Source organism: Streptomyces rectiverticillatus, from assembly GCF_013394065.1.
Lineage (GTDB): Bacteria > Actinomycetota > Actinomycetes > Streptomycetales > Streptomycetaceae > Streptomyces > Streptomyces rectiverticillatus.
The window spans coordinates 5,098,198-5,115,799 of record NZ_CP040752.1 but is presented as its reverse complement, the minus strand read 5'-3'; the positions used below and the strand labels follow the sequence as shown (position 1 = coordinate 5,115,799).

Annotated in this window: 17 protein-coding genes; 10 read left to right on the top strand and 7 right to left on the bottom strand. The window is 72.8% G+C overall.

Annotated elements, in window-relative coordinates:
* Window positions 1-22: 22 nt before the first annotated feature.
* Window positions 23-385, bottom strand: coding sequence for a hypothetical protein (locus tag FGW37_RS22535; protein WP_179082704.1), 363 nt, complete (start codon window positions 383-385; stop codon window positions 23-25).
* A 31-nt stretch (window positions 386-416) separates the two neighbouring features.
* Window positions 417-1,646, bottom strand: a complete 1,230-nt coding sequence (locus FGW37_RS22530; protein WP_179082703.1) for an MFS transporter — start codon at window positions 1,644-1,646, stop codon at window positions 417-419.
* Window positions 1,647-1,745: 99 nt separating this feature from the next.
* Here FGW37_RS22530 and FGW37_RS22525 point away from each other — a divergent pair, with 99 nt between their 5' ends.
* The 3 genes from FGW37_RS22525 to FGW37_RS22515 are packed head-to-tail and all read left to right on the top strand — an operon-like array spanning window position 1,746 to window position 3,272.
* A complete protein-coding gene (locus FGW37_RS22525) occupies window positions 1,746-2,777 on the top strand; it encodes an ArsR/SmtB family transcription factor (RefSeq protein WP_179082702.1) in 1,032 nt (343 codons plus the stop codon).
* Window positions 2,770-3,024, top strand: a complete 255-nt coding sequence (locus FGW37_RS22520) for a type II toxin-antitoxin system Phd/YefM family antitoxin (protein WP_179082701.1) — start codon at window positions 2,770-2,772, stop codon at window positions 3,022-3,024. The genes FGW37_RS22525 and FGW37_RS22520 overlap by 8 nt, the downstream gene beginning before the upstream one ends.
* Window positions 3,021-3,272, top strand: coding sequence for a type II toxin-antitoxin system RelE family toxin (locus FGW37_RS22515; protein ID WP_179082700.1), 252 nt, complete (start codon window positions 3,021-3,023; stop codon window positions 3,270-3,272). The genes FGW37_RS22520 and FGW37_RS22515 overlap by 4 nt, the downstream gene beginning before the upstream one ends.
* A 75-nt stretch (window positions 3,273-3,347) precedes the next feature.
* Here FGW37_RS22515 and FGW37_RS22510 read toward each other — a convergent pair whose 3' ends face one another.
* The gene (locus FGW37_RS22510) at window positions 3,348-3,644 is read right to left on the bottom strand and encodes an MTH1187 family thiamine-binding protein (RefSeq protein WP_073792111.1); all 297 of its coding nucleotides are present in this window, start codon (window positions 3,642-3,644) and stop codon (window positions 3,348-3,350) included.
* Window positions 3,641-3,985: a DUF3817 domain-containing protein gene (locus FGW37_RS22505; protein WP_179082699.1), complete on the bottom strand. Its 345-nt coding sequence runs from the start codon at window positions 3,983-3,985 to the stop codon at window positions 3,641-3,643. The genes FGW37_RS22510 and FGW37_RS22505 overlap by 4 nt, the downstream gene beginning before the upstream one ends.
* 172 nt (window positions 3,986-4,157) lie before the next feature.
* Between FGW37_RS22505 and FGW37_RS22500 the strand changes: the two genes are divergently transcribed.
* The 4 genes from FGW37_RS22500 (at window position 4,158) to FGW37_RS22485 (ending at window position 6,791) form a co-directional block, all read left to right on the top strand.
* Window positions 4,158-4,796 (top strand): AIM24 family protein, encoded by a 639-nt coding sequence (locus FGW37_RS22500; RefSeq protein ID WP_179082698.1) that lies wholly within the window; start codon window positions 4,158-4,160, stop codon window positions 4,794-4,796.
* Window positions 4,796-5,446: an AIM24 family protein gene (locus tag FGW37_RS22495; RefSeq protein WP_179082697.1), complete on the top strand. Its 651-nt coding sequence runs from the start codon at window positions 4,796-4,798 to the stop codon at window positions 5,444-5,446. The genes FGW37_RS22500 and FGW37_RS22495 overlap by 1 nt, the downstream gene beginning before the upstream one ends.
* Window positions 5,443-6,216 (top strand): AIM24 family protein, encoded by a 774-nt coding sequence (locus FGW37_RS22490; protein WP_246430506.1) that lies wholly within the window; start codon window positions 5,443-5,445, stop codon window positions 6,214-6,216. The genes FGW37_RS22495 and FGW37_RS22490 overlap by 4 nt, the downstream gene beginning before the upstream one ends.
* A 98-nt stretch (window positions 6,217-6,314) precedes the next feature.
* Window positions 6,315-6,791 carry a MarR family winged helix-turn-helix transcriptional regulator gene (locus FGW37_RS22485; protein WP_168094077.1) on the top strand — a complete coding sequence of 159 codons (477 nt, stop codon included), beginning with the start codon at window positions 6,315-6,317 and terminating at the stop codon, window positions 6,789-6,791.
* Between the two features lie 64 nt (window positions 6,792-6,855).
* Here the strand turns inward: FGW37_RS22485 and FGW37_RS22480 are convergent, their stop codons facing one another.
* From FGW37_RS22480 to FGW37_RS22470, 3 genes are all read right to left on the bottom strand, one after another.
* The gene (locus FGW37_RS22480) at window positions 6,856-8,760 is read right to left on the bottom strand and encodes a transglycosylase domain-containing protein (RefSeq protein WP_246430505.1); all 1,905 of its coding nucleotides are present in this window, start codon (window positions 8,758-8,760) and stop codon (window positions 6,856-6,858) included.
* Between the two features lie 142 nt (window positions 8,761-8,902).
* Window positions 8,903-9,862 (bottom strand): methylmalonyl Co-A mutase-associated GTPase MeaB, encoded by a 960-nt coding sequence (meaB, locus tag FGW37_RS22475; protein WP_179082696.1) that lies wholly within the window; start codon window positions 9,860-9,862, stop codon window positions 8,903-8,905.
* Window positions 9,863-9,899: 37 nt separating this feature from the next.
* Window positions 9,900-11,111, bottom strand: coding sequence for an acetyl-CoA C-acetyltransferase (locus FGW37_RS22470; RefSeq protein ID WP_179082695.1), 1,212 nt, complete (start codon window positions 11,109-11,111; stop codon window positions 9,900-9,902).
* A gap of 209 nt (window positions 11,112-11,320) precedes the next feature.
* On the opposite strand from FGW37_RS22470, the gene mce reads away from it, so the two are divergent.
* The 3 genes from mce (at window position 11,321) to FGW37_RS22455 (ending at window position 17,576) form a co-directional block, all read left to right on the top strand.
* Complete coding sequence (gene mce, locus FGW37_RS22465) at window positions 11,321-11,761, top strand: methylmalonyl-CoA epimerase (RefSeq protein ID WP_179082694.1); 441 nt, start codon at window positions 11,321-11,323, stop codon at window positions 11,759-11,761.
* A gap of 181 nt (window positions 11,762-11,942) precedes the next feature.
* On the top strand, window positions 11,943-16,523 hold the full coding sequence (scy, locus tag FGW37_RS22460; protein ID WP_179082693.1) for a polarized growth protein Scy: 4,581 nt from the start codon (window positions 11,943-11,945) through the stop codon (window positions 16,521-16,523).
* A gap of 114 nt (window positions 16,524-16,637) precedes the next feature.
* Complete coding sequence (locus FGW37_RS22455; RefSeq protein WP_058046316.1) at window positions 16,638-17,576, top strand: coiled-coil domain-containing protein; 939 nt, start codon at window positions 16,638-16,640, stop codon at window positions 17,574-17,576.
* Window positions 17,577-17,602: the final 26 nt, after the last annotated feature.

The window sequence follows — 17,602 nt, the reverse complement described above, 5'->3', positions numbered from 1 at the left end:
TCATATCCCGGTCGGGCGTATCTCAGATCCCGGACGGATCCGCCGGCACCGCCGCGGCCTCGCGCACCAGCCGCACCGCAGTCGCCAGGCTCAGGCCCCGCTCGGCCTTGCGCAGCGCCTTGATCGCGTGCAGCTCCTGGCTACGCGCGTCGACCCCCGCCTCGGCGAGGATGCCGCGCACCCACTCGGCCCGCACCTCGCGCTCGGGGCGGGCCGCGTGCTCGGCGATCAGCGCGGCCGCCCGCTCCAGCCCGGGCCGCTCCTCGGCGCCGGCACCGGCCAGCGCCTCGCGTATCGCCGCGGCGACCGCCTGCGTGTCACGCAGCACCACCACCTCGAAATCGGCGCCGGCCTGCTTCGTCCCGCCGGTGAACACGTCGAGCATCGCAACTCCCCCTGTAGACCTTGACCGTGGATCACGCCGAGCCTACGACAAGCCGCACGACGCCCCCGACCACCAGGGTGCCGATCGCACCGGCACCCACCACGACCCAGTGGACGGGCGCGTACTCGGCCGCCGCCCCGGCGAGCGCCATGCCCAGCCCCTGGATGGTCATCGTCCCCGCCGTCTGCAAGGTCATCGCCCGTCCGCGCAGCTCCTCGGGCACCGCGGCGACGAACCACTGGTCGAGTCCCAGCGTGTAGGCCGCGCCCAGCCCGGCCAGGGCCACGGCGCACAGCGCCCAGCCGAGGGAGGGCCTCACCACGTAGAGCAGGAACGGCAGGAGGAGCACGGACGCCGCGGGCAGCGTGATGCGTTCGCGGGCCCGGGGACCCAGCACGGAGCCGGCCAGCACCTCGCCGACGATCGTCCCCACCGGCATCCCGCACATCAGCAGCCCCACCCCGACCGTGCCGGCGCCTATCTCGTCGGCGTACGGCGCCGCGAGGGACTCCGGCGCCACGAGGAAGAACGGCGGCAGCCAGGACAGGAGGAGCAGGGCGCGGGTGCGGCGGTCGGCGAGGAGCTGCCGGGCGCCGGAGAGCGAGGCCCGCAGCACGTCCGCTCCTCCGGGCGCCCGCCCCGGACGCCGCCGCGTCCCGAAGCGCAGGAGCAGCGCGGAGGAGAGAAAACCGGCCACCGTGGAAAGGAGGGCCGTGCGCGGGGAGACGGCGGTCAGCAGCAGCCCGCCCGCCGCGAAGCCGGCGAGCTGCGCGCCCTGCGTGGCGATGCGGATCAGGGAGCGGCCGAGGACGAACAGGTCGCCCTCGCCGAGGACGTCGCCGAGCGTCGCCGATCTCGTCCCGGCGAGGACCGGCCCGATCAGGGCGCTGAAGGCGCGCAGCGCGAGCAGGGCGGCCACCGGCGTGCCCGGCAGCGCCGTCACCGCCGCGGCCGCGCCGCAGAGCAGGTTGCACACGACGAGCACGCGCCGGGCGGGGTAGCGGTCGGCGACGCCGGCGAGCAGGGTGCCGCCCAGCAGGTAGGGCAGGAAGCCGAGCGCGAAGGTCAGGGCCCCGAGCAGCGGCGATCCGGTCACCCGGTACACGAGGACGGACAGGGCGATCTCGCCGACGACGATGCCGAGCAGGGAGAGCAGATGAGCTGCGAACACGGCGCGGAACTCGCGTACGGCGAGTGCTGCGCGGTAGCCGGCGGGGGCCGGTGCGGCGCCCGCGGAGAGGGGGTCTTGTGCCGTTGACATGCGCGGAAGGGTGCGCAGGTGCGGGGCGCGGGCCCTACTCTTTCGGCTGCAGCCGAAAGAGTAGGGCGCCGGCGGGGCCGGCCGGGAAGGTGGCGGGACATGCCGCTGCACATGCGTTTCGAAGCCGGCGACCTGCTGCGCTGCCGGTTCGGGATCTCCCCGCTGTGGGAGACCCACCAGTGCCTCTACACCCTGCTGCGCCCCGAGCGGCACGGCTACCACCTGCCCTGGCTGCGGCGCCGGCGGGACGCCCTGGCCGGGCTCGACCTGACGGCGCTTTCCCTGCTGATGCCGGGCGGGGGCTACCACCCGGACTTCCTGTGCCCGCCGCCGGAAGGGCCGCTCGAGTCCTTCGCGGACGAGCTGGCACGCGTACGGGCCACGGACACGGCGGTGGCCCGCCGGGAGCTCGCGCGGTCGCTCGCCTGCACCCCAGGGGCGGCCGGTTCGCCGGAGGGCAGGGCGATGCTGGCCGACCCGGCGGGCGCCGTACGCGAGTTGACCGGGCTCCTGGAGCGCGCCTGGCACCTGCTGCTCGCCCCGGAGTGGCCGCGGCTGCGCGCCCTGCTGGAGGCGGACGTGGCCTTCCACGCGCGCCGTCTGGCGGACGGTGGGCTGGAGCGGCTCTTCGCCGGCCTGCACCCGTCACTGGAGTGGGCGCACGACACCCTGACCATCCGGCGCCGCAACGACCACACGCGGGCCCTGGGAGGGCAGGGCCTGATGCTGGTGCCGAGCGTCTTCGCCTGGCCGGACGTGATCGGCGGCTTCGACCCCCCGTGGCAGGCGACGGTCGTCTACCCGGCGCGCGGGATAGGCGGCCTGTGGGCCGGGCCCGGCACGGAGAACGCGCAGGCGCTCGTCCGCCTCCTCGGCCCCAACCGCGCGGCCCTCCTGGCCTCCCTGACGGAACCCGCCTCCACGACGGCCCTCGCCGCCCGCCACGGCCTGGCCCCGTCGTCGGTCTCCGCCCACCTCTCGGTCCTCCGCGCAGCCGGTCTCCTGACCTCCCGCCGCCAGAGCCACCAAGTCCTCTACGAACGCACGCCCCTCGGCATGGCCCTGGTCGGCGGCGGTAACGAACACAGGACACAGAAGAAGCGGGAAGTGTACAGTTCTGCACATGAGTGACACTCTGCCGATCACCGAAGCGCGTGCCCGCTTCGGAGCTCTGGTCCGGCGGGCCTCGCACGCCCGCGAACGCATCACCATCACGGACCACGGTCAGCCCGCGGCCGTGCTCATCAACCCCCAGGAACTCGCCGACATCGAGGACGCCCTCGCGCTGGCCCTCTACCGGGAACGGCTAGCCGCCGGCACGGCGGCCGGCATCCCGCATGAGGATGTGCGTATGCGACTCGGCCTGGAGCGTGAGTGACCTTTCAGATCATCTGGGATGAGCCCGCCATCGACGCGGCATCCCGGTTCCTCAAGGACGACCCCGAAGGACTGCGTCAGCTGTTCACCGCCGTGGACCTGCTGTCCGACGATCCCCGCCCCACCGGGTCGGCCGAGTACGGCTCGCCCGACCTGCGGAGGATGCACGTGGGCAGGTACCGCGTGCTGTACGAGATCTCCGGGGAGTCCGTCACCATCGTGGTGATCCACGTCGGCCGCATCGGCTGACGCGCCATGTAACGGCGAATCGGCCCGGTCCGGAAGCACTGTGTGCTTCCGGACCGGGCCGATTCGCCGTTTGGGTCAGCCCTCGGAGAGGTATCGCTCGACCGTTTCCACCTTCGACGTCAGGCCGTCCGTCACGCCCGGGCGGATGTCCGCCTTCAGGACGAGGGAGACCCGGCCCGCGCGGGCCTCGACCGCTGCGACGGCTCGTTTGACGACGTCCATGACCTCGTCCCACTCGCCCTCGACCGATGTGAACATCGCGTCCGTACGGTTCGGCAGACCCGACTCGCGCACCACGCGCACCGCGTCCGCCACGTACTCGCCGACGTCCTCGCCGACGCCCAGCGGCGACACCGAGAAGGCGACGATCATGCGTTGACCACGCCCTCCTTGCGGGCGCGGGCGGCGATCAGGCTCGCCTCGGCCTCGCGGCGCAGCATCCGGTCGGCGAAGAAGCCGCCCGTCGGCAGGACGGAGAGGACGAAGTAGAGGGCGGCGGTCTTCAGGGACCACTTGGTCTTGTTCCAGGCGTCCAGCCAGAAGAGGACGTAGATGACGAAGAGGACGCCGTGGACGGCGCCCATCACCGGTACGGCGTTGAAGTCCGTCATGCGCTTGAGCGCGGAGCAGACGAGCAGCAGCAGGAAGGAAACGGCCTCCGGGGCGGAGACCAGGCGGAGCCGGCGCAGGGCGGAGGCGGTCTTGATGTCCACGGGGGTACGCACCTTCGTGAGTCAGTGGCTGGACAGTGGCGGGACGACTACAGCTTGTGATGGCATTCACAAGCTCGTCCATTGTTGCAGCCTCGTCCCGGATGCCTGGATCCGGGGTCATTCCGGGACCAAGGGCCTGTCGACCGGCGAGTCGGCCCGCTAGCGTCGTCCCGTGGCACAGTTTCGGCTCCAGGGGAGCAAAGTCCTCGCCGTCGACCTGACGGGCGACGCGGTCAAAGCCAAGAACGGCTCGATGGTCGCGTACGAGGGCGACATGACGTTCAGGAAAATGACCGGCGGCGGGGACGGCCTGCGCGGCATGGTCACCCGCCGGCTCACCGGCGAGCAGATGGAAGTGATGGAGGTGAAAGGACACGGCACCTGCTTTTTCGCCGACCGGGCGACCGAGATCAACCTCGTCTCCCTGCGCGGCGAGACGCTCCATGTCGAGGCGAGCAACCTCCTCGCGGCCGACGCGGGCCTGCGCACCGGCACCACCTTCACCGGTCTGCGCGGCGCCTCCCAGGGCAACGGCCTGTTCACCACGACCGTCGAGGGCACGGGCCAGGCGGCGATCATGTCCGACGGCACGGCCGTCGTGCTGCGCGTGACCCCGTCCACTCCCCTGCAGGTCGACCCGGGCGCGTACATCGCCCACACCGGCAAGCTCAAGCAGCACTTCCAGTCCGGCGTCAACTTCCGCACGTTCATCGGCGAGGGCTCCGGCGAGGCGTTCCAGATCCGCTTCGAGGGCGAGGGCCTGGTCTACGTGCAGCCGAGCGAGCGCACCACCGTGGGAGGCGACGTCTGATGCCGTTCCGGACCTTGAACTCCCGCATGGTCGAGGCGCAGATCGCTCCAGGTCAGCGCCTCTTCAGCCAGCGCGGCGCCATGCTCGCCTACAAGGGCGACGTCTCCTTCACCCCCAGCATCACCGGAGGCCAGGGCGGCGTGCTGGGCATGATCGGCCGCCGCGTCGCCAACGAGGCCACCCCGCTGATGACCGTGGAGGGCAGCGGCACGGTGATGTTCGGCCACGGCGGCCACCACGTGCAGGTGATCGAGCTGTCGGGCGAGACGCTCTACGTCGAGGCCGACCGGCTGCTCGCCTTCGACGGCACCCTGCAGCAGGGCACCATGTTCATGGGTTCGCAGGGCGGCGTCATGGGCATGGTCCGCGGCCAGGTCACGGGCCAGGGCCTGTTCACCACGACCCTCAAGGGCCACGGCGCGGTCGCCGTGATGGCCCACGGCGGCGTCATCGAGCTGCCGATCCGGCAGCAGCGGCCCGTCCACGTGGACCCGCAGGCCTATGTCGCCCACCGCGGCGACGTCCGCAGCAAGCTCTCCACCGCCATCGGCTGGCGCGAGATGGTGGGGCGCGGCTCCGGGGAAGCATTCCAGCTCGAGCTGTCCGGCGAGGGCACGGTCTACGTACAGGCGTCGGAGGAGAAGCTGTGAGCACTGCCAACGGTCCGGCCGTCTTCGACGCGCACACCCTCCCGGCCGACGACAACGTCAACCCGTACGCCTTCAGCGTGGACCTCGACGGCCAGTGGTTCCTGCAGAAGGGGAAGATGATCGCCTATTACGGGCGCATCGAATTCCACGGCATCGGGCACGGCCGCCTCGACCGTCTCATCGCCCACAGCTTCCACTCGCCGCTGCACGCCGCGGACTGGGTGGTCGCCGAGGGCAAGGGCAAGATGCTGCTCGCGGACCGCAGCTTCGACGTCAACTCCTACGACCTGGAGGACGGCAATCTGACGGTGCGGTCGGGCAATCTGCTCGCGTTCCAGCCGTCGCTCTCGCTCAAGCAGTCGATCGTCCCCGGCTTCCTCACGCTCATCGGCACGGGCAAGTTCGTGGCGGCCTCCAACGGACCCGTCGTCTTCGTGGAGCCACCCGTCCGGGTGGACCCGCAGGCCCTCGTCGGCTGGGCCGACTGCCCCTCCCCCTGCCACCACTACGACCACCAGTACCTGCGGGGGGTGCTCGGCGGCGTGCGCGCCTTCACGGGCATCGGCGGCACCTCGGGCGAGGAGCACCAGTTCGAGTTCGTGGGCGCCGGTACGGTGCTGCTGCAGTCCACGGAACAGCTGATGGCCGGGATCCCGACCGGCGAGACGCCGCAGCAGGAGGGGGTCCCTCACGCAAGCGCGCCGAATCAGCCAACCACGCCCCGTATGCCGGGCCAGCTCGGAGACCTCCAGCGCCGCTTCGGGCTGTGAGCGGTACTCTGCGGAGTGTGACGTCGAACGTGTGACCTCACGCTCCGCATCCAAGTGGTTAATCTTTCAACTTTCTTAGGTAGAATTCCTCTATGTCTATGGACACCGAGAACGGCACCCGCTGGCTCAGCGAAGAGGAACAGCGCGCCTGGCGCGCCCACCTGGACGTCAGCCGCCTGCTGATGCACCAGCTCGAACGGGACCTGCAGCCGTTCGGCCTCACCAACAACGACTACGAGATCCTGGTCAACCTCTCGGAGTCCGAGGACCACCGCATGCGGATGAGCGACCTCGCGACCGCCACGCTGCAGTCCAAGAGCCGCCTCTCCCACCAGATCACCCGCATGGAGAACGCGGGCCTGGTCCGGCGCGAGAACTGCGAGTCGGACCGCCGGGGCCTGTACGCCGTCCTCACGGAGCACGGCTGGGACACGATGCGGCAGGTCGCCCCGCACCACGTCGCCTCCGTGCGCGAGCACTTCATCGACCTGCTGGGCGAGGCGGACCTCAAGGCCCTCTACGCCTCCCTGGCCCCGGTCGCCCAGCACCTGCGCTCCCTGCGCGGCCGCGCCTGAGCCGGTCCCGCGGCCGCAGCTGAGCCCCGACCGCAGCCGCGCCCGCCCCCGGCGCCGCACGCACTCAGGGGCGGGCCGTGCCCATGTAGTCCGCCCAGATGCGGGCCGGGAAGGCGTTGCCCCGCTGCCCCTCCTCGCCGCCCAGGTCCGACATCGGCAGGAGCGGGCCGCCCTCGGGCTTCGTGCGGAACACCGTCACGGCCGTGGACAGGTTCCCGGACCAGCCGGTGAACCAGGCCGAGTTCAGACGGTCCTGGTCGCCGGTGCGCCCGGCCGACCAGGAGCGCCCGCCCGGGTCGCGCAGGGCGCGCGCCACTTCGTCCGCCACGTCCTTGTCCAGGGCCCGCCGCGCCTTGGCCCGGCTCTCGAAGCCGCCCACGGACGCGTCGTCCTTGACGACCTTGGTGACGGAGTAGGGGTCGTTCTGCAGCCCCCGTTCGGCGAAGGTGCCGTACGCCGCGGCCATGCGGATCGCACTCGGCGTGGACGTACCGATGGGGAAGGACTGTTCCAGCTCGGCCATGCTGCTCTTCAGCAGGCCGGCCCGGACGGCCGTGTCCCGCACCTTCTTCAGGCCCACTTCCCGGCCCAGGCGCACGTAGGTCGCATTGCCCCCGCTGGTCAGGGCCTGGCGGAGGGTGGGGTGGTTCTCGTCGGGGCCGGAGGAGTCCCCGGCCGGCTGAAGCTTGCCGCTGTCGTCGTAGTAGCTGCCGGGATCCACGCCGTCCTGCAGCGCGGCGGCGAGGACGAAGGGCTTGAAGGCGGAGCCCGCCGGGACGCCCGAGGTGTCGGCGTTGTTGGCGAAGTGCTTCGTGGCGTCGGGCCCGCCGTAGAGGGCGAGGACGGCACCGTCCGAAGGCCGTACGGAGGCGGCCCCCACCTGGACGTCCGTATCGGAATCCGGCCGCTTCCGCGGATCGGTGTCCTTGGCGAGGACGCCGTCGACGGCCTTCTTCAGCCGCTCCATGCGGCTCTTGTCGAAGGTGGTGTGGATCCGGTAGCCGCCGTGGGCCAGGTCCTGCTCGGTGAGCATGGCCCGCTGCCTGATGTCCTTGTTGGCGACGTCGACCAGATAGCCGGCCTGGCCGCCGAGCCCGGTGGACACCGACTGCTTACGGGGCTCGGGGAAGGTGCGGTACGTGTCGCGCTCCGCCTGGGACATGCGGCCGGTCTTCACCTCCCGGTCCAGGATCCACTTCCAACGGTCCTCCGCCCGCGCGTGGTTGCTCCGGCTCACCGAGGGGTCGTAGAGCTCGGCCCCCTTCAACAGGGCGGCGAGCATGGCGCCTTGGCTCGGGTCCAGCTTCTTCGCGGGGATGCCGTAGTACGCCTGGGCGGCGGCCTCGATCCCGTACGCCCCGCGCCCGAACCAGCTGGTGTTGAGGTAGCCCTGCAGGACCTCCTGCTTGCTCTTGGTCCGGTCCACCTTCAGCGAGATGACGAACTCCTTGACCTTCCGGGTGGCGGTCTGCTCCTGCGAGAGGTAGGTGTTCTTCACGTACTGCTGGGTGATGGTGGAGCCGCCCTGCGTCTCCTCGCCCCCCGCCGTGCTGGCGAAGGCCCGCAGGATGCCCTTGAACGACACTCCGCGGTCACGGTAGAAACTCTCGTTCTCGGCGGCTATCACCGCGTTCTGCGTGGACTCCGGCACGTCGGACAGCCGGACGATGGTGCGGTTGACCTCGCCGACGCTCGCCATCCGCGAACCGTCCGACCAGTAGTAGGTGTTGGCCTCCTGGCGGGCCGCGGCGTTCTCGTCGGGGATGTCGACGCTCGCGTAGACGCACGCGAACAGCCCGGCCACGCCGCCCAGGCCGAGCAGGAGGGTGCCTCCCGTCAGCCGCCACGACGGCAGCCAGCGGCGCACGCCGCGTCTGCCCTGACGGGGGTAGTCGATGAAGCGCTTGCGGGCTGCCGCTTCCTCCGTCCTGCGGCGGCGGGGACGCAGCTTGTGCCGGTTCTTGCTCACGGGCTGATCGCTCTCGACGGAAACGGGGGACGTCCATAAGACGTCCCCCGACCAAGATCCGGTTCGGCGATTCGTATGAGCGTTCCATGACGGCGCACGGCTGCCGGCCGTGCGCCCGGCCGCTACGCCGTGCGCCCGGCCGCTATCCCCGTTCCGTCAGGCCCGCGACCAGCTCGTCCGCGGCCGCATACGGGTCCAGCGATCCGCCGACGATGCGCTCCGCCAGGGCGGTCAGGCGGCGGTCGCCGTGGAGGTCGGCGATGCGTTCGCGCAGGGCCGTGACGGCGATGGTCTCGACTTCGCGGGCGGCCCGGGCGATGCGGCGGTCGGTGAGGACGCCCCGCTCCTCCATCCAGGCCCGGTGCTTCTCCAGGGCCTCGACCAGCTCGTCCGTGCCCTCGCCGCGCGCGGCCACCGTCTTGACGATCGGGGGCCGCCAGTCGCCCGGCCCCCTGGCCTCGCCCAGCCCGAGCATGTGGTTGAGCTCACGGGCCGTGGCGTCGGCGCCGTCGCGGTCGGCCTTGTTGACGACGTAGACGTCGCCGATCTCGAGGATGCCCGCCTTCGCGGCCTGGATGCCGTCGCCCATCCCCGGGGCGAGGAGCACCACGCTCGTGTCGGCCTGGGAAGCGATCTCCACCTCGGACTGGCCGACGCCGACCGTCTCGACGAGGATCACGTCGCAGCCGGCCGCGTCCAGGACGCGGATGGCCTGCGGGGCGGCCCAGGCCAGGCCGCCCAGATGGCCGCGCGTGGCCATGGAACGGATGTACACCCCCGGGTCGGAGGCGTGGTCGGACATCCGTACGCGGTCGCCGAGCAGGGCGCCGCCCGAGAACGGCGAGGACGGGTCGACGGCCAGCACCCCGACCCGCCGGCCCGCCCGGCGGTAGGCGCTGACCAGCGCCGACGTCGACGTCGACTTGCCGACGCCGGGCGAGCCCGTGAGGCCCACCACGTACGCGCCGCCGGTCAGCGGCGCCAGGGCGGCCATGACGTCGCGCAGTTGCGGGGACGCCCCCTCCACCAGGGAGATCAGCCGGGCCACGGCGCGCGGCCGGCCTTCGCGGGCCTGCTCCACCAGTGCGGGGACGTCCACCATCAGTGCTCCGTTCTGGGAAACCTCGGGAAGCGTGAGGTCACTTGCCGGGGACGCGGATGATCAGGGCGTCGCCCTGGCCGCCGCCGCCGCACAGGGCCGCCGCGCCGACGCCGCCGCCGCGCCGCTTGAGCTCCAGCGCGAGGTGGAGGACGGTACGGGCGCCGGACATGCCGATCGGGTGACCGAGCGCGATGGCACCGCCGTTGACGTTCACCTTTTCCGGGGACACGCCGAGGTCCTTGATTGACTGCACGAGGACGGCGGCGAACGCCTCGTTGATCTCGATGAGATCGAGGTCCTCGACGGTCAGGCCCTCGCGGCGCAGCGCGTGCAGGATGGCGTTGGAGGGCTGGGAGTGCAGGGAGTTGTCCGGACCTGCGACGTTGCCGTGGGCGCCGATCTCGGCGATCCACTCCAGGCCCAGTTCCTCGGCCTTGGCCTTGCTCATCACGACGACGGCGGCGGCGCCGTCGGAGATCTGCGAGGAGGTGCCGGCGGTGATCGTGCCGTCCTTGCTGAAGGACGGGCGCAGCCTGCCGAGGACCTCGGCGGTGGTGTCGCCGCGGACGCCCTCGTCGTGGGCGAAGACCACCGGGTCGCCCTTGCGCTGCGGGACCTCGACCGGGGTGATCTCGGCCTCGAAGATGCCGTTCTTCTGGGCGGCGGCGGCGCGCTGGTGGGAGCGGGCGCCGATCTCGTCCTGGGCGGCGCGGCCGATGCCGAGGCGGGTGTTGTGGTTCTCGGTGGAGGCGCCCATGGCGATGGACTCGAAGGAGTCGGTGAGGCCGTCGTGGTCCATCGAGTCGAGCATCTCGATCGCGCCGTACTTGTAGCCCTCGCGGGACTTGGGCAGCAGGTGCGGGGCGTTGGTCATGGACTCCTGGCCGCCGGCCACCACGATGTCGAACTCGCCCGCGCGGATGAGCTGGTCGGCCAGCGCGATGGCGTCCAGGCCGGAGAGGCAGACCTTGTTGACGGTCAGTGCGGGGACGTGCATGGGGATGCCGCCCTTGACCGCCGCCTGGCGGGCCGGGATCTGCCCGGCGCCGGCCTGCAGCACCTGACCCATGATCACGTACTGCACCTGGTCGCCGCCGATGCCGGCCCGGTCGAGGGCCGCCTTGATGGCGAAGCCGCCCAGCTCGGCCGCGGAGAAGCTGCGCAGGGAGCCGAGCAGCTTGCCCATGGGCGTACGGGCGCCCGCGACGATCACGGAGGTGGTGCTGGTCGAACCGTTCGTACCAGACATGAGGCGCGGCCCCTTCGGGTGATGAGGATGGACGACGGAGCATCCGGCGCTTCCGGCCGGGGGTCCGGGGGTTGCCCCCCGGGAGTGCAGCACGGTGGTTTCCGTCAATGTACTGAGCGGTACCCGCGGGGTCACCGGGCAGCGGGTGTGATCGCAAGCACGTTGCGTACACGTTGCGTGACCAAGGCGTACGGCGGTGCACTGGTTCCATGCTGACGCGTATCGACCACATCGGGATCGCCTGCTTCGACCTCGACCGGACTGTCGAGTTCTACCGTGCCACGTACGGCTTCGAGGTGTTCCACACCGAGGTCAACGAGGAGCAGGGCGTCCGCGAGGCCATGCTCAAAATCAATGAGACCTCCGACGGCGGGGCCTCCTACCTGCAGCTGCTGGAGCCGACGCGGGAGGACTCCGCGGTCGGCAAGTGGCTGGCGAAGAACGGCGAGGGCGTCCACCACATCGCCTTCGGCACGGCGGACGTGGACGGGGACGCCGCGGCCGTCCGCGACAAGGGCGTCCGGGTGCTCTACGACGAGCCGCGGATCGGTTCGATGGACTCGCGGATCACCTTCCTGCACCCCAAGGACTGCCACGGCGTGCTGACCGAACTGGTCACCTCGGCGCCCCCGGCGGACCGGGAGCACTGACCCTCACCTCCCCCGGCCGGTAGAGTGCGGGTTCGGCCGGGGTCCTGGGGGTGGGGGCCCGGACCGGGCTGTACCGATGATCTGACACCATTTCTTCGGAAGGGCGGGCTCCGGATTCCAACCGATACACGCGGGAACGGGCCGGCCGCCAAGGCGACCAGGGGACGGATGGGACCGCGCAGTGCGGGGCAACGACCGCTACGAGGCTGACGACCACCTCTCGCAATTCGAAGCCGAGATGGAGCGGCTGAAGAAGGAGCGGGAGAAGGCGGTCCAGCACGCCGACGACCTCGGCTACCAGGTCGAGGTGCTGCGCGCCAAGCTCCACGAGGCGCGCCGCAATCTCGCCCACCGCCCGGCGTACGACACCGCCGACATGGGTTACCAGGCGGAGCAGTTGCTCCGCAATGCCCAGATTCAGGCGGATCAGATGCGCACGGACGCCGAGCGCGAGCTGCGCGAGGCCCGGGCGCAGACGCAGCGTCTGCTGCAGGAGCAGGCCGAGCGCCAGGCCCGGATGGAGGCCGAGCTCCACGCGGAGGCCGTCGCACGCCGCCAGCGCCTGGACGAGGAGCTCAACGAGCGCCGCCAGACCGTCGAGTCGCACGTCAACGAGAACGTGGCCTGGGCCGAGCAGCTGCGTGCGCGCACGGAGTCCCAGGCCCGGCGGCTGCTGGAGGAGTCCCGGGCGGAGGCCGAGCAGGCGCTGGCCACGGCCCGCGCGGAGGCCCAGCGCCTGGCCGAGCAGGCCCGCGCCCGCCTCAGCTCCGCGGCCGACGAGGCCCGCGCCGAGGCCGAGGCCCTGCTGCGCCGCGCCCGTACGGACGCCGAGCGGCTGCTGACCGCCGCGTCCGCGCAGGCGCAGGAGGCCACCGACCACGCCGAGCGGCTGCGCGCGTCCGCCGGTACGGAGAGCGACCAGGCCCGTACGGCCGCGGCCGAGCTCACCCGTACCGCCGAGGCCCGCCTGCAGGAGGCCGACGGGGCGCTGCGCGAGGCGCGCGCCGAGGCCGAGAAGCTGGTCGCCGAGGCGAAGGAGAGCGCCGAGCGCCGCCTGTCCGGCGCCGAGTCGGAGAACGAGCAGCGCACCCGCACCGCCCGGGCCGAGGTCGCCCGGCTGGTCAGCGAGGCCACGAAGGACGCCGAGGCGCTCAAGGCCGAGGCCGAGCAGCTGCGCGCGGACGCCGCCGCCAAGGCCGAGCGGCTCGTCGCCGAGGCCGCCGAGAAGGCCCGCAGCGCCGCCGCGGAGGACTCCGCCGCCCAGCTGTCCAAGGCCGCCCGGACGGCCGAGGAGGTCCTGTCCAAGGCCTCCGAGGACGCCCGCGCCACCACGAAGGCCGCGGCCGCCGAGGCGGAGCGGATCCGCAAGGAGGCCGAGGCCGAGGCCGAGCGGCTGCGCGCACAGGCCGCGGACACCGCCGAGCAGCTCAAGGGCGCGGCGAAGGACGACACCAAGGAGTACCGGGCCAAGACCGTCGAGCTCCAGGAGGAGGCGCGGCGGCTGCGCGGCGAGGCCGAGCAGTTGCGGGCCGACGCCGTCGCCGAGGGCGAGCGGATCCGCGGCGAGGCCCGGCGCGAGGCGCTGCAGCAGATCGAGGAGGCGGCCGGCACCGCCGAGGAGCTGCTGGCCAAGGCCAAGGCCGATGCGGAGGAGACGCGCACCGGTGCGGCCGCCGAGAGCGAGCGGGTCCGGTCGGAGGCCGCCGAGCGGGCCGCCTCGCTGCGCAAGCAGGCCGAGGAGGCCCTGGAGCGGGCGCGCACCGAGGCCGAGGAGATGGCCGAGGAGGCCGAGGACCACGCCGAGCGCACCCGCGGCGAGGCCGAGGAGGCCGCGCGCAAGCTGCGCGAGGAGGCCGAGAAGGCCGCCGAGGCGCGCCGCGCCGAGGCCGATGCGGAGCTGACCCGGCTGCACGCCGAGGCCGAGCAGCGGGTGGAGGCCGCCGAGGAGGCGCTGCGCGAGGCCCGTACGGAGGCGGAGCGGCTGCGCCGCGAGGCCTCCGAGGAGACCGAGCGCCAGCGTACGGAGACCGCGGAGCGGGTGCGCACGCTGCAGGCGCAGGCCGAGAGCGAGGCGGAGCGGCTGCGTGCCGAGGCCGCCGAGGAGGCCGCCGCCGCCCGCAGCGAGGGCGAGTCGGCGGGCGCGCGGCTGCGCGCCGAGGCCAATGCGGAGGCGGAGCGGCTGCGCAGCGAGGCGCAGGAGACCGCCGACCGGGTGCGGGCCGAGGCGAACGCCGCGGCCGAGCGCACGGCCGCCGAGGCCGCCGAGGCCCTCGCGGCCGCGCAGGAGGAGGCCGCCCGCCGCCGGCGCGAGGCCGAGGAGCTGCTCGGCGACGCCCGTACGGAGGCGCAGGCCGAGCGCGAGGCGGCGCGCGAGCAGAGCGAGGAGCTGCTGGCTTCGGCGCGCAAGCGGGTCACGGAGGCGCAGGAGGAGGCCCAGCGCCTGGTCGAGGAGGCCGAGGCGCGCGCCGCCGAGCTGGTGTCCGCCGCCGAGGCGACCGCCCAGCAGGTGCGCGACGCGGTCGCCGGGCTGCACGAGCAGGCCGAGGAGGAGATCGCCGGGCTGCGCTCGGCCGCCGAGCACAACGCGGAGCGCACGCTCACCGAGGCCCAGGAGGAGGCCGACCGGGTCCGCACCGACGCCTACGCCGAGCGCGAGCGCGCCGGCGAGGACGCGGCCCGGATCCGCGCCGAGGCGCAGGCCGCGGCCGAGGCCGCCGAGGCGCTCGCCGAGCGCAAGGTCGCCGAGGCGATCACGGAAGGTCAGCGCCTGGAGGCGGAGGCCGCCCGCACGCTGGAGGAGGCCACCGACAGCGCCCACGCCAAGCTCGCCGAAGCGGGCGTGCAGGCCGACGAGCTGCTCTCCGAGGCCATGGCCGAGGCGGAGAAGCTGATCGCGGAGGCCGAGGAGACGGCCGAGAAGGCGCAGCAGGACGCCGCGGCCACGGCCGACGAGGCACGGGCCGCCGCCGCGGCGCGCCGCTCCGAGGCCGCCGAGCAGGCCGACGCGCTGATGGCGGAGGCCACGTCGGAGGCCGAGCGGCTGATCGCCGAGGCCGGCTCCGTCCTGGAGGAGGCCCGCGAGTCGGCGGAGGCGCAGCAGGCGGAGGCGGCCGAGGAGGCCGCCAGGCTGCGCGCCGAGGCCGAGCGGATGGTCACGGAGGCCCGCGAGGACGCGGAGAAGCACCGCGGCGAGGCCGAGGAGGCCGCCGAGGCGCTCCTCGCCAAGACGAAGGCCGACGCGGAGCGCACGGTGGCGGAGGCGTCCGCCCGGTCCAAGCAGATGCGCACCGACGCGTCCGACGCCCTGGCGTCGGCCGAGCAGGACGCGGCGCGGGCGCGCGCCGAGGCCCGCGAGGACGCGAACCGGATGCGTTCCGAGGGCCACGCCGAGGCCGAGCGGATCATCCGCGAGGCCGAGGAGCTCACCTCCGGGGCGCAGGCCGAGGCGGACCGCATCGTCGACAAGGCCCGCGAGGCCGCCGGCCGGCACCGTACGGAGGCGGCCGCGCAGGCCGACGAGCTGATCGCCGAGGCCTCGGCCGAGGCGGAGAAGCTGCGGGCCGAGGCCGCGGAGACGGTGGAGACCGCGCACCGCGAGGCGGCACGTACGGGCGAGGAGGCCCGGGAGGCCGCCGAGGCCGTCCGCACGGAGGCCGCCGGGAAGGCCGAGCGCACGCTCGCCGAGGCGGACGCCGAGTCCGAGCGGCTGCGCACCGACGCCGCCCGGGTCCTCGACGAGGCCCGGGAGGCGGCGAACGCCCGCCGCACGGAGGCCGCCGAGCAGGCCGACACCCTCGTCGCCGAGGCGACGGCGGAGGCCGAGCGGATGGCCTCGGAGGCCGCCGAGGCGCTGGCCGCCGCGCAGGAGAACGCCAACAGCACGCGCGCGGACTCCGCGCGCATCAAGGCCGACGCCGTCCAGGAGGCGGAGCGGCTGCGCGCGGAGGCGCGTGCCGAGGGCGAGCAGACCGTCGACGACGCCCGGGAGGCCGCCGCCAAGCGGCTTGCCGACGCGGGCGAGCAGGCGGACGCCCTGATCGCCAAGGCGCAGGAGGAGGCGCTGCGCACGGCCGCGGCCGCCGAGGAGCAGGCCGACACGATGGTGGGCGTGGCCCGCCGCGAGGCCGAGCGGATCGTCACGGAGGCCACCGGCGAGGGCAACGCCCTGGTGGAGCAGGCCCGTACGGACGCGGACACGCTGCTCGCCGAGGCGCGCGGGGACGCCACCGCGATAAGGGAGCGCGCCGACGAGCTGCGCTCGCGTGTCGAGGGCGAGGTCGAGGAGCTGCACGGCCGGGCGCGCCGCGAGGCCGCCGAGGCGATGCAGTCGGCGGGCGAGCGCTGCGACAAGCTCGTCGCGGCCGCGACCGAGCAGCTCGAGGAGGCCGAGGAGAAGGCGAAGAAGCTGCTGTCCGACGCGAGCAGCGAGGCCAGCAAGGTGCGGATCGCGGCGGTGAAGAAGGCGGAGGGGCTGCTCAAGGAGGCCGAGCAGAAGAAGGCCGCTGCCGTACGGGAGTCGGATCGCCTGCGCACCGAGGGTGCGGAGGAGGCGAAGCGCCTTGTCGAGGAGGGAAAGCGGGAGTTGGAGGTCCTGGTGCGCCGTCGCGAGGACATTCAGGCGGAGATTTCCCGTGTCCAGGACGTGTTGGAGGCGTTGGAATCTTTTGAGGCCCCGGGGGCCGGAAGCGCCAAGGATGGCGGGGTGAAGGCAGCGGCGGGTGCCGGTGCTACTCGTTCGGGTGGCAAGCAGTCACAGAAGTAGCCACTCAAACGGGGGGACATTCTCCAGATCTGCCAACCATTCACCTGATGACACGCCGCTCGCACCCCTAGGATTCCCTCTATCACCTCACCGGTCTCTTATGACAGGAACCCCATGAGTGACACTTCCTCCCCCTTCGGCTTCGAGCTTGTGCGGCGTGGATACGACCGCGGCCAGGTGGACGACCGCATTACCAAGCTCGTCGCCGACCGAGACAGCGCACTGGCACGCATCACCTCTCTGGAAAAGCGCATCGAGGAGCTGCACCTCGAGACGCAGAATGCTCAGGCCCAGGTCAATGACGCCGAGCCGTCCTATGCGGGTCTGGGGGCGAGGGTCGAGAAGATCCTTCGGCTGGCCGAGGAAGAGGCCAAGGATCTGCGTGAGGAGGCCCGGCGCGCCGCCGAGCAGCACCGCGAGCTTGCCGAGTCCGCCGCCCAGCAGGTGCGCAACGACGCCGAGTCGTTCGCCGCCGACCGCAAGGCGAAGGCGGAGGACGAGGGCGCGCGCATCGTCGAGAAGGCCAAGGGCGACTCCGCCCAGCTGCGGGCCGAGGCGCAGAAGGACGCCCAGTCCAAGCGCGAGGAGGCGGACGCGCTCTTCGAGGAGACCCGCGCCAAGGCGGCCCAGGCCGCCGCCGACTTCGAGACCAACCTGGCCAAGCGGCGCGAGCAGTCCGAGCGCGACCTGGCCTCCCGCCAGGCCAAGGCGGAGAAGCGGCTGGCGGAGATCGAGCACCGCGCGGAGCAGCTGCGCCTGGAGGCGGAGAAGCTGCGCACGGACGCCGAGCGCCGCGCCCGTCAGACGGTGGAGACCGCCCAGCGCCAGGCCGAGGACATCGTGGCCGACGCCAACGCCAAGGCGGACCGCATCCGCAGCGAGTCCGAGCGCGAGCTCGCCGCGCTCACCAACCGCCGTGACAGCATCAACGCCCAGCTGACCAACGTCCGCGAGATGCTGGCCACGCTGACCGGCGCCGCCGTCGCCGCGGCCGGCGTCCCCGGCGACGACGAGCCGATCTCCCGCGGCGTCCCGGCCCAGCAGAGCCGCTGAGCCCAGGGCCGCTGACCTCCGGGACC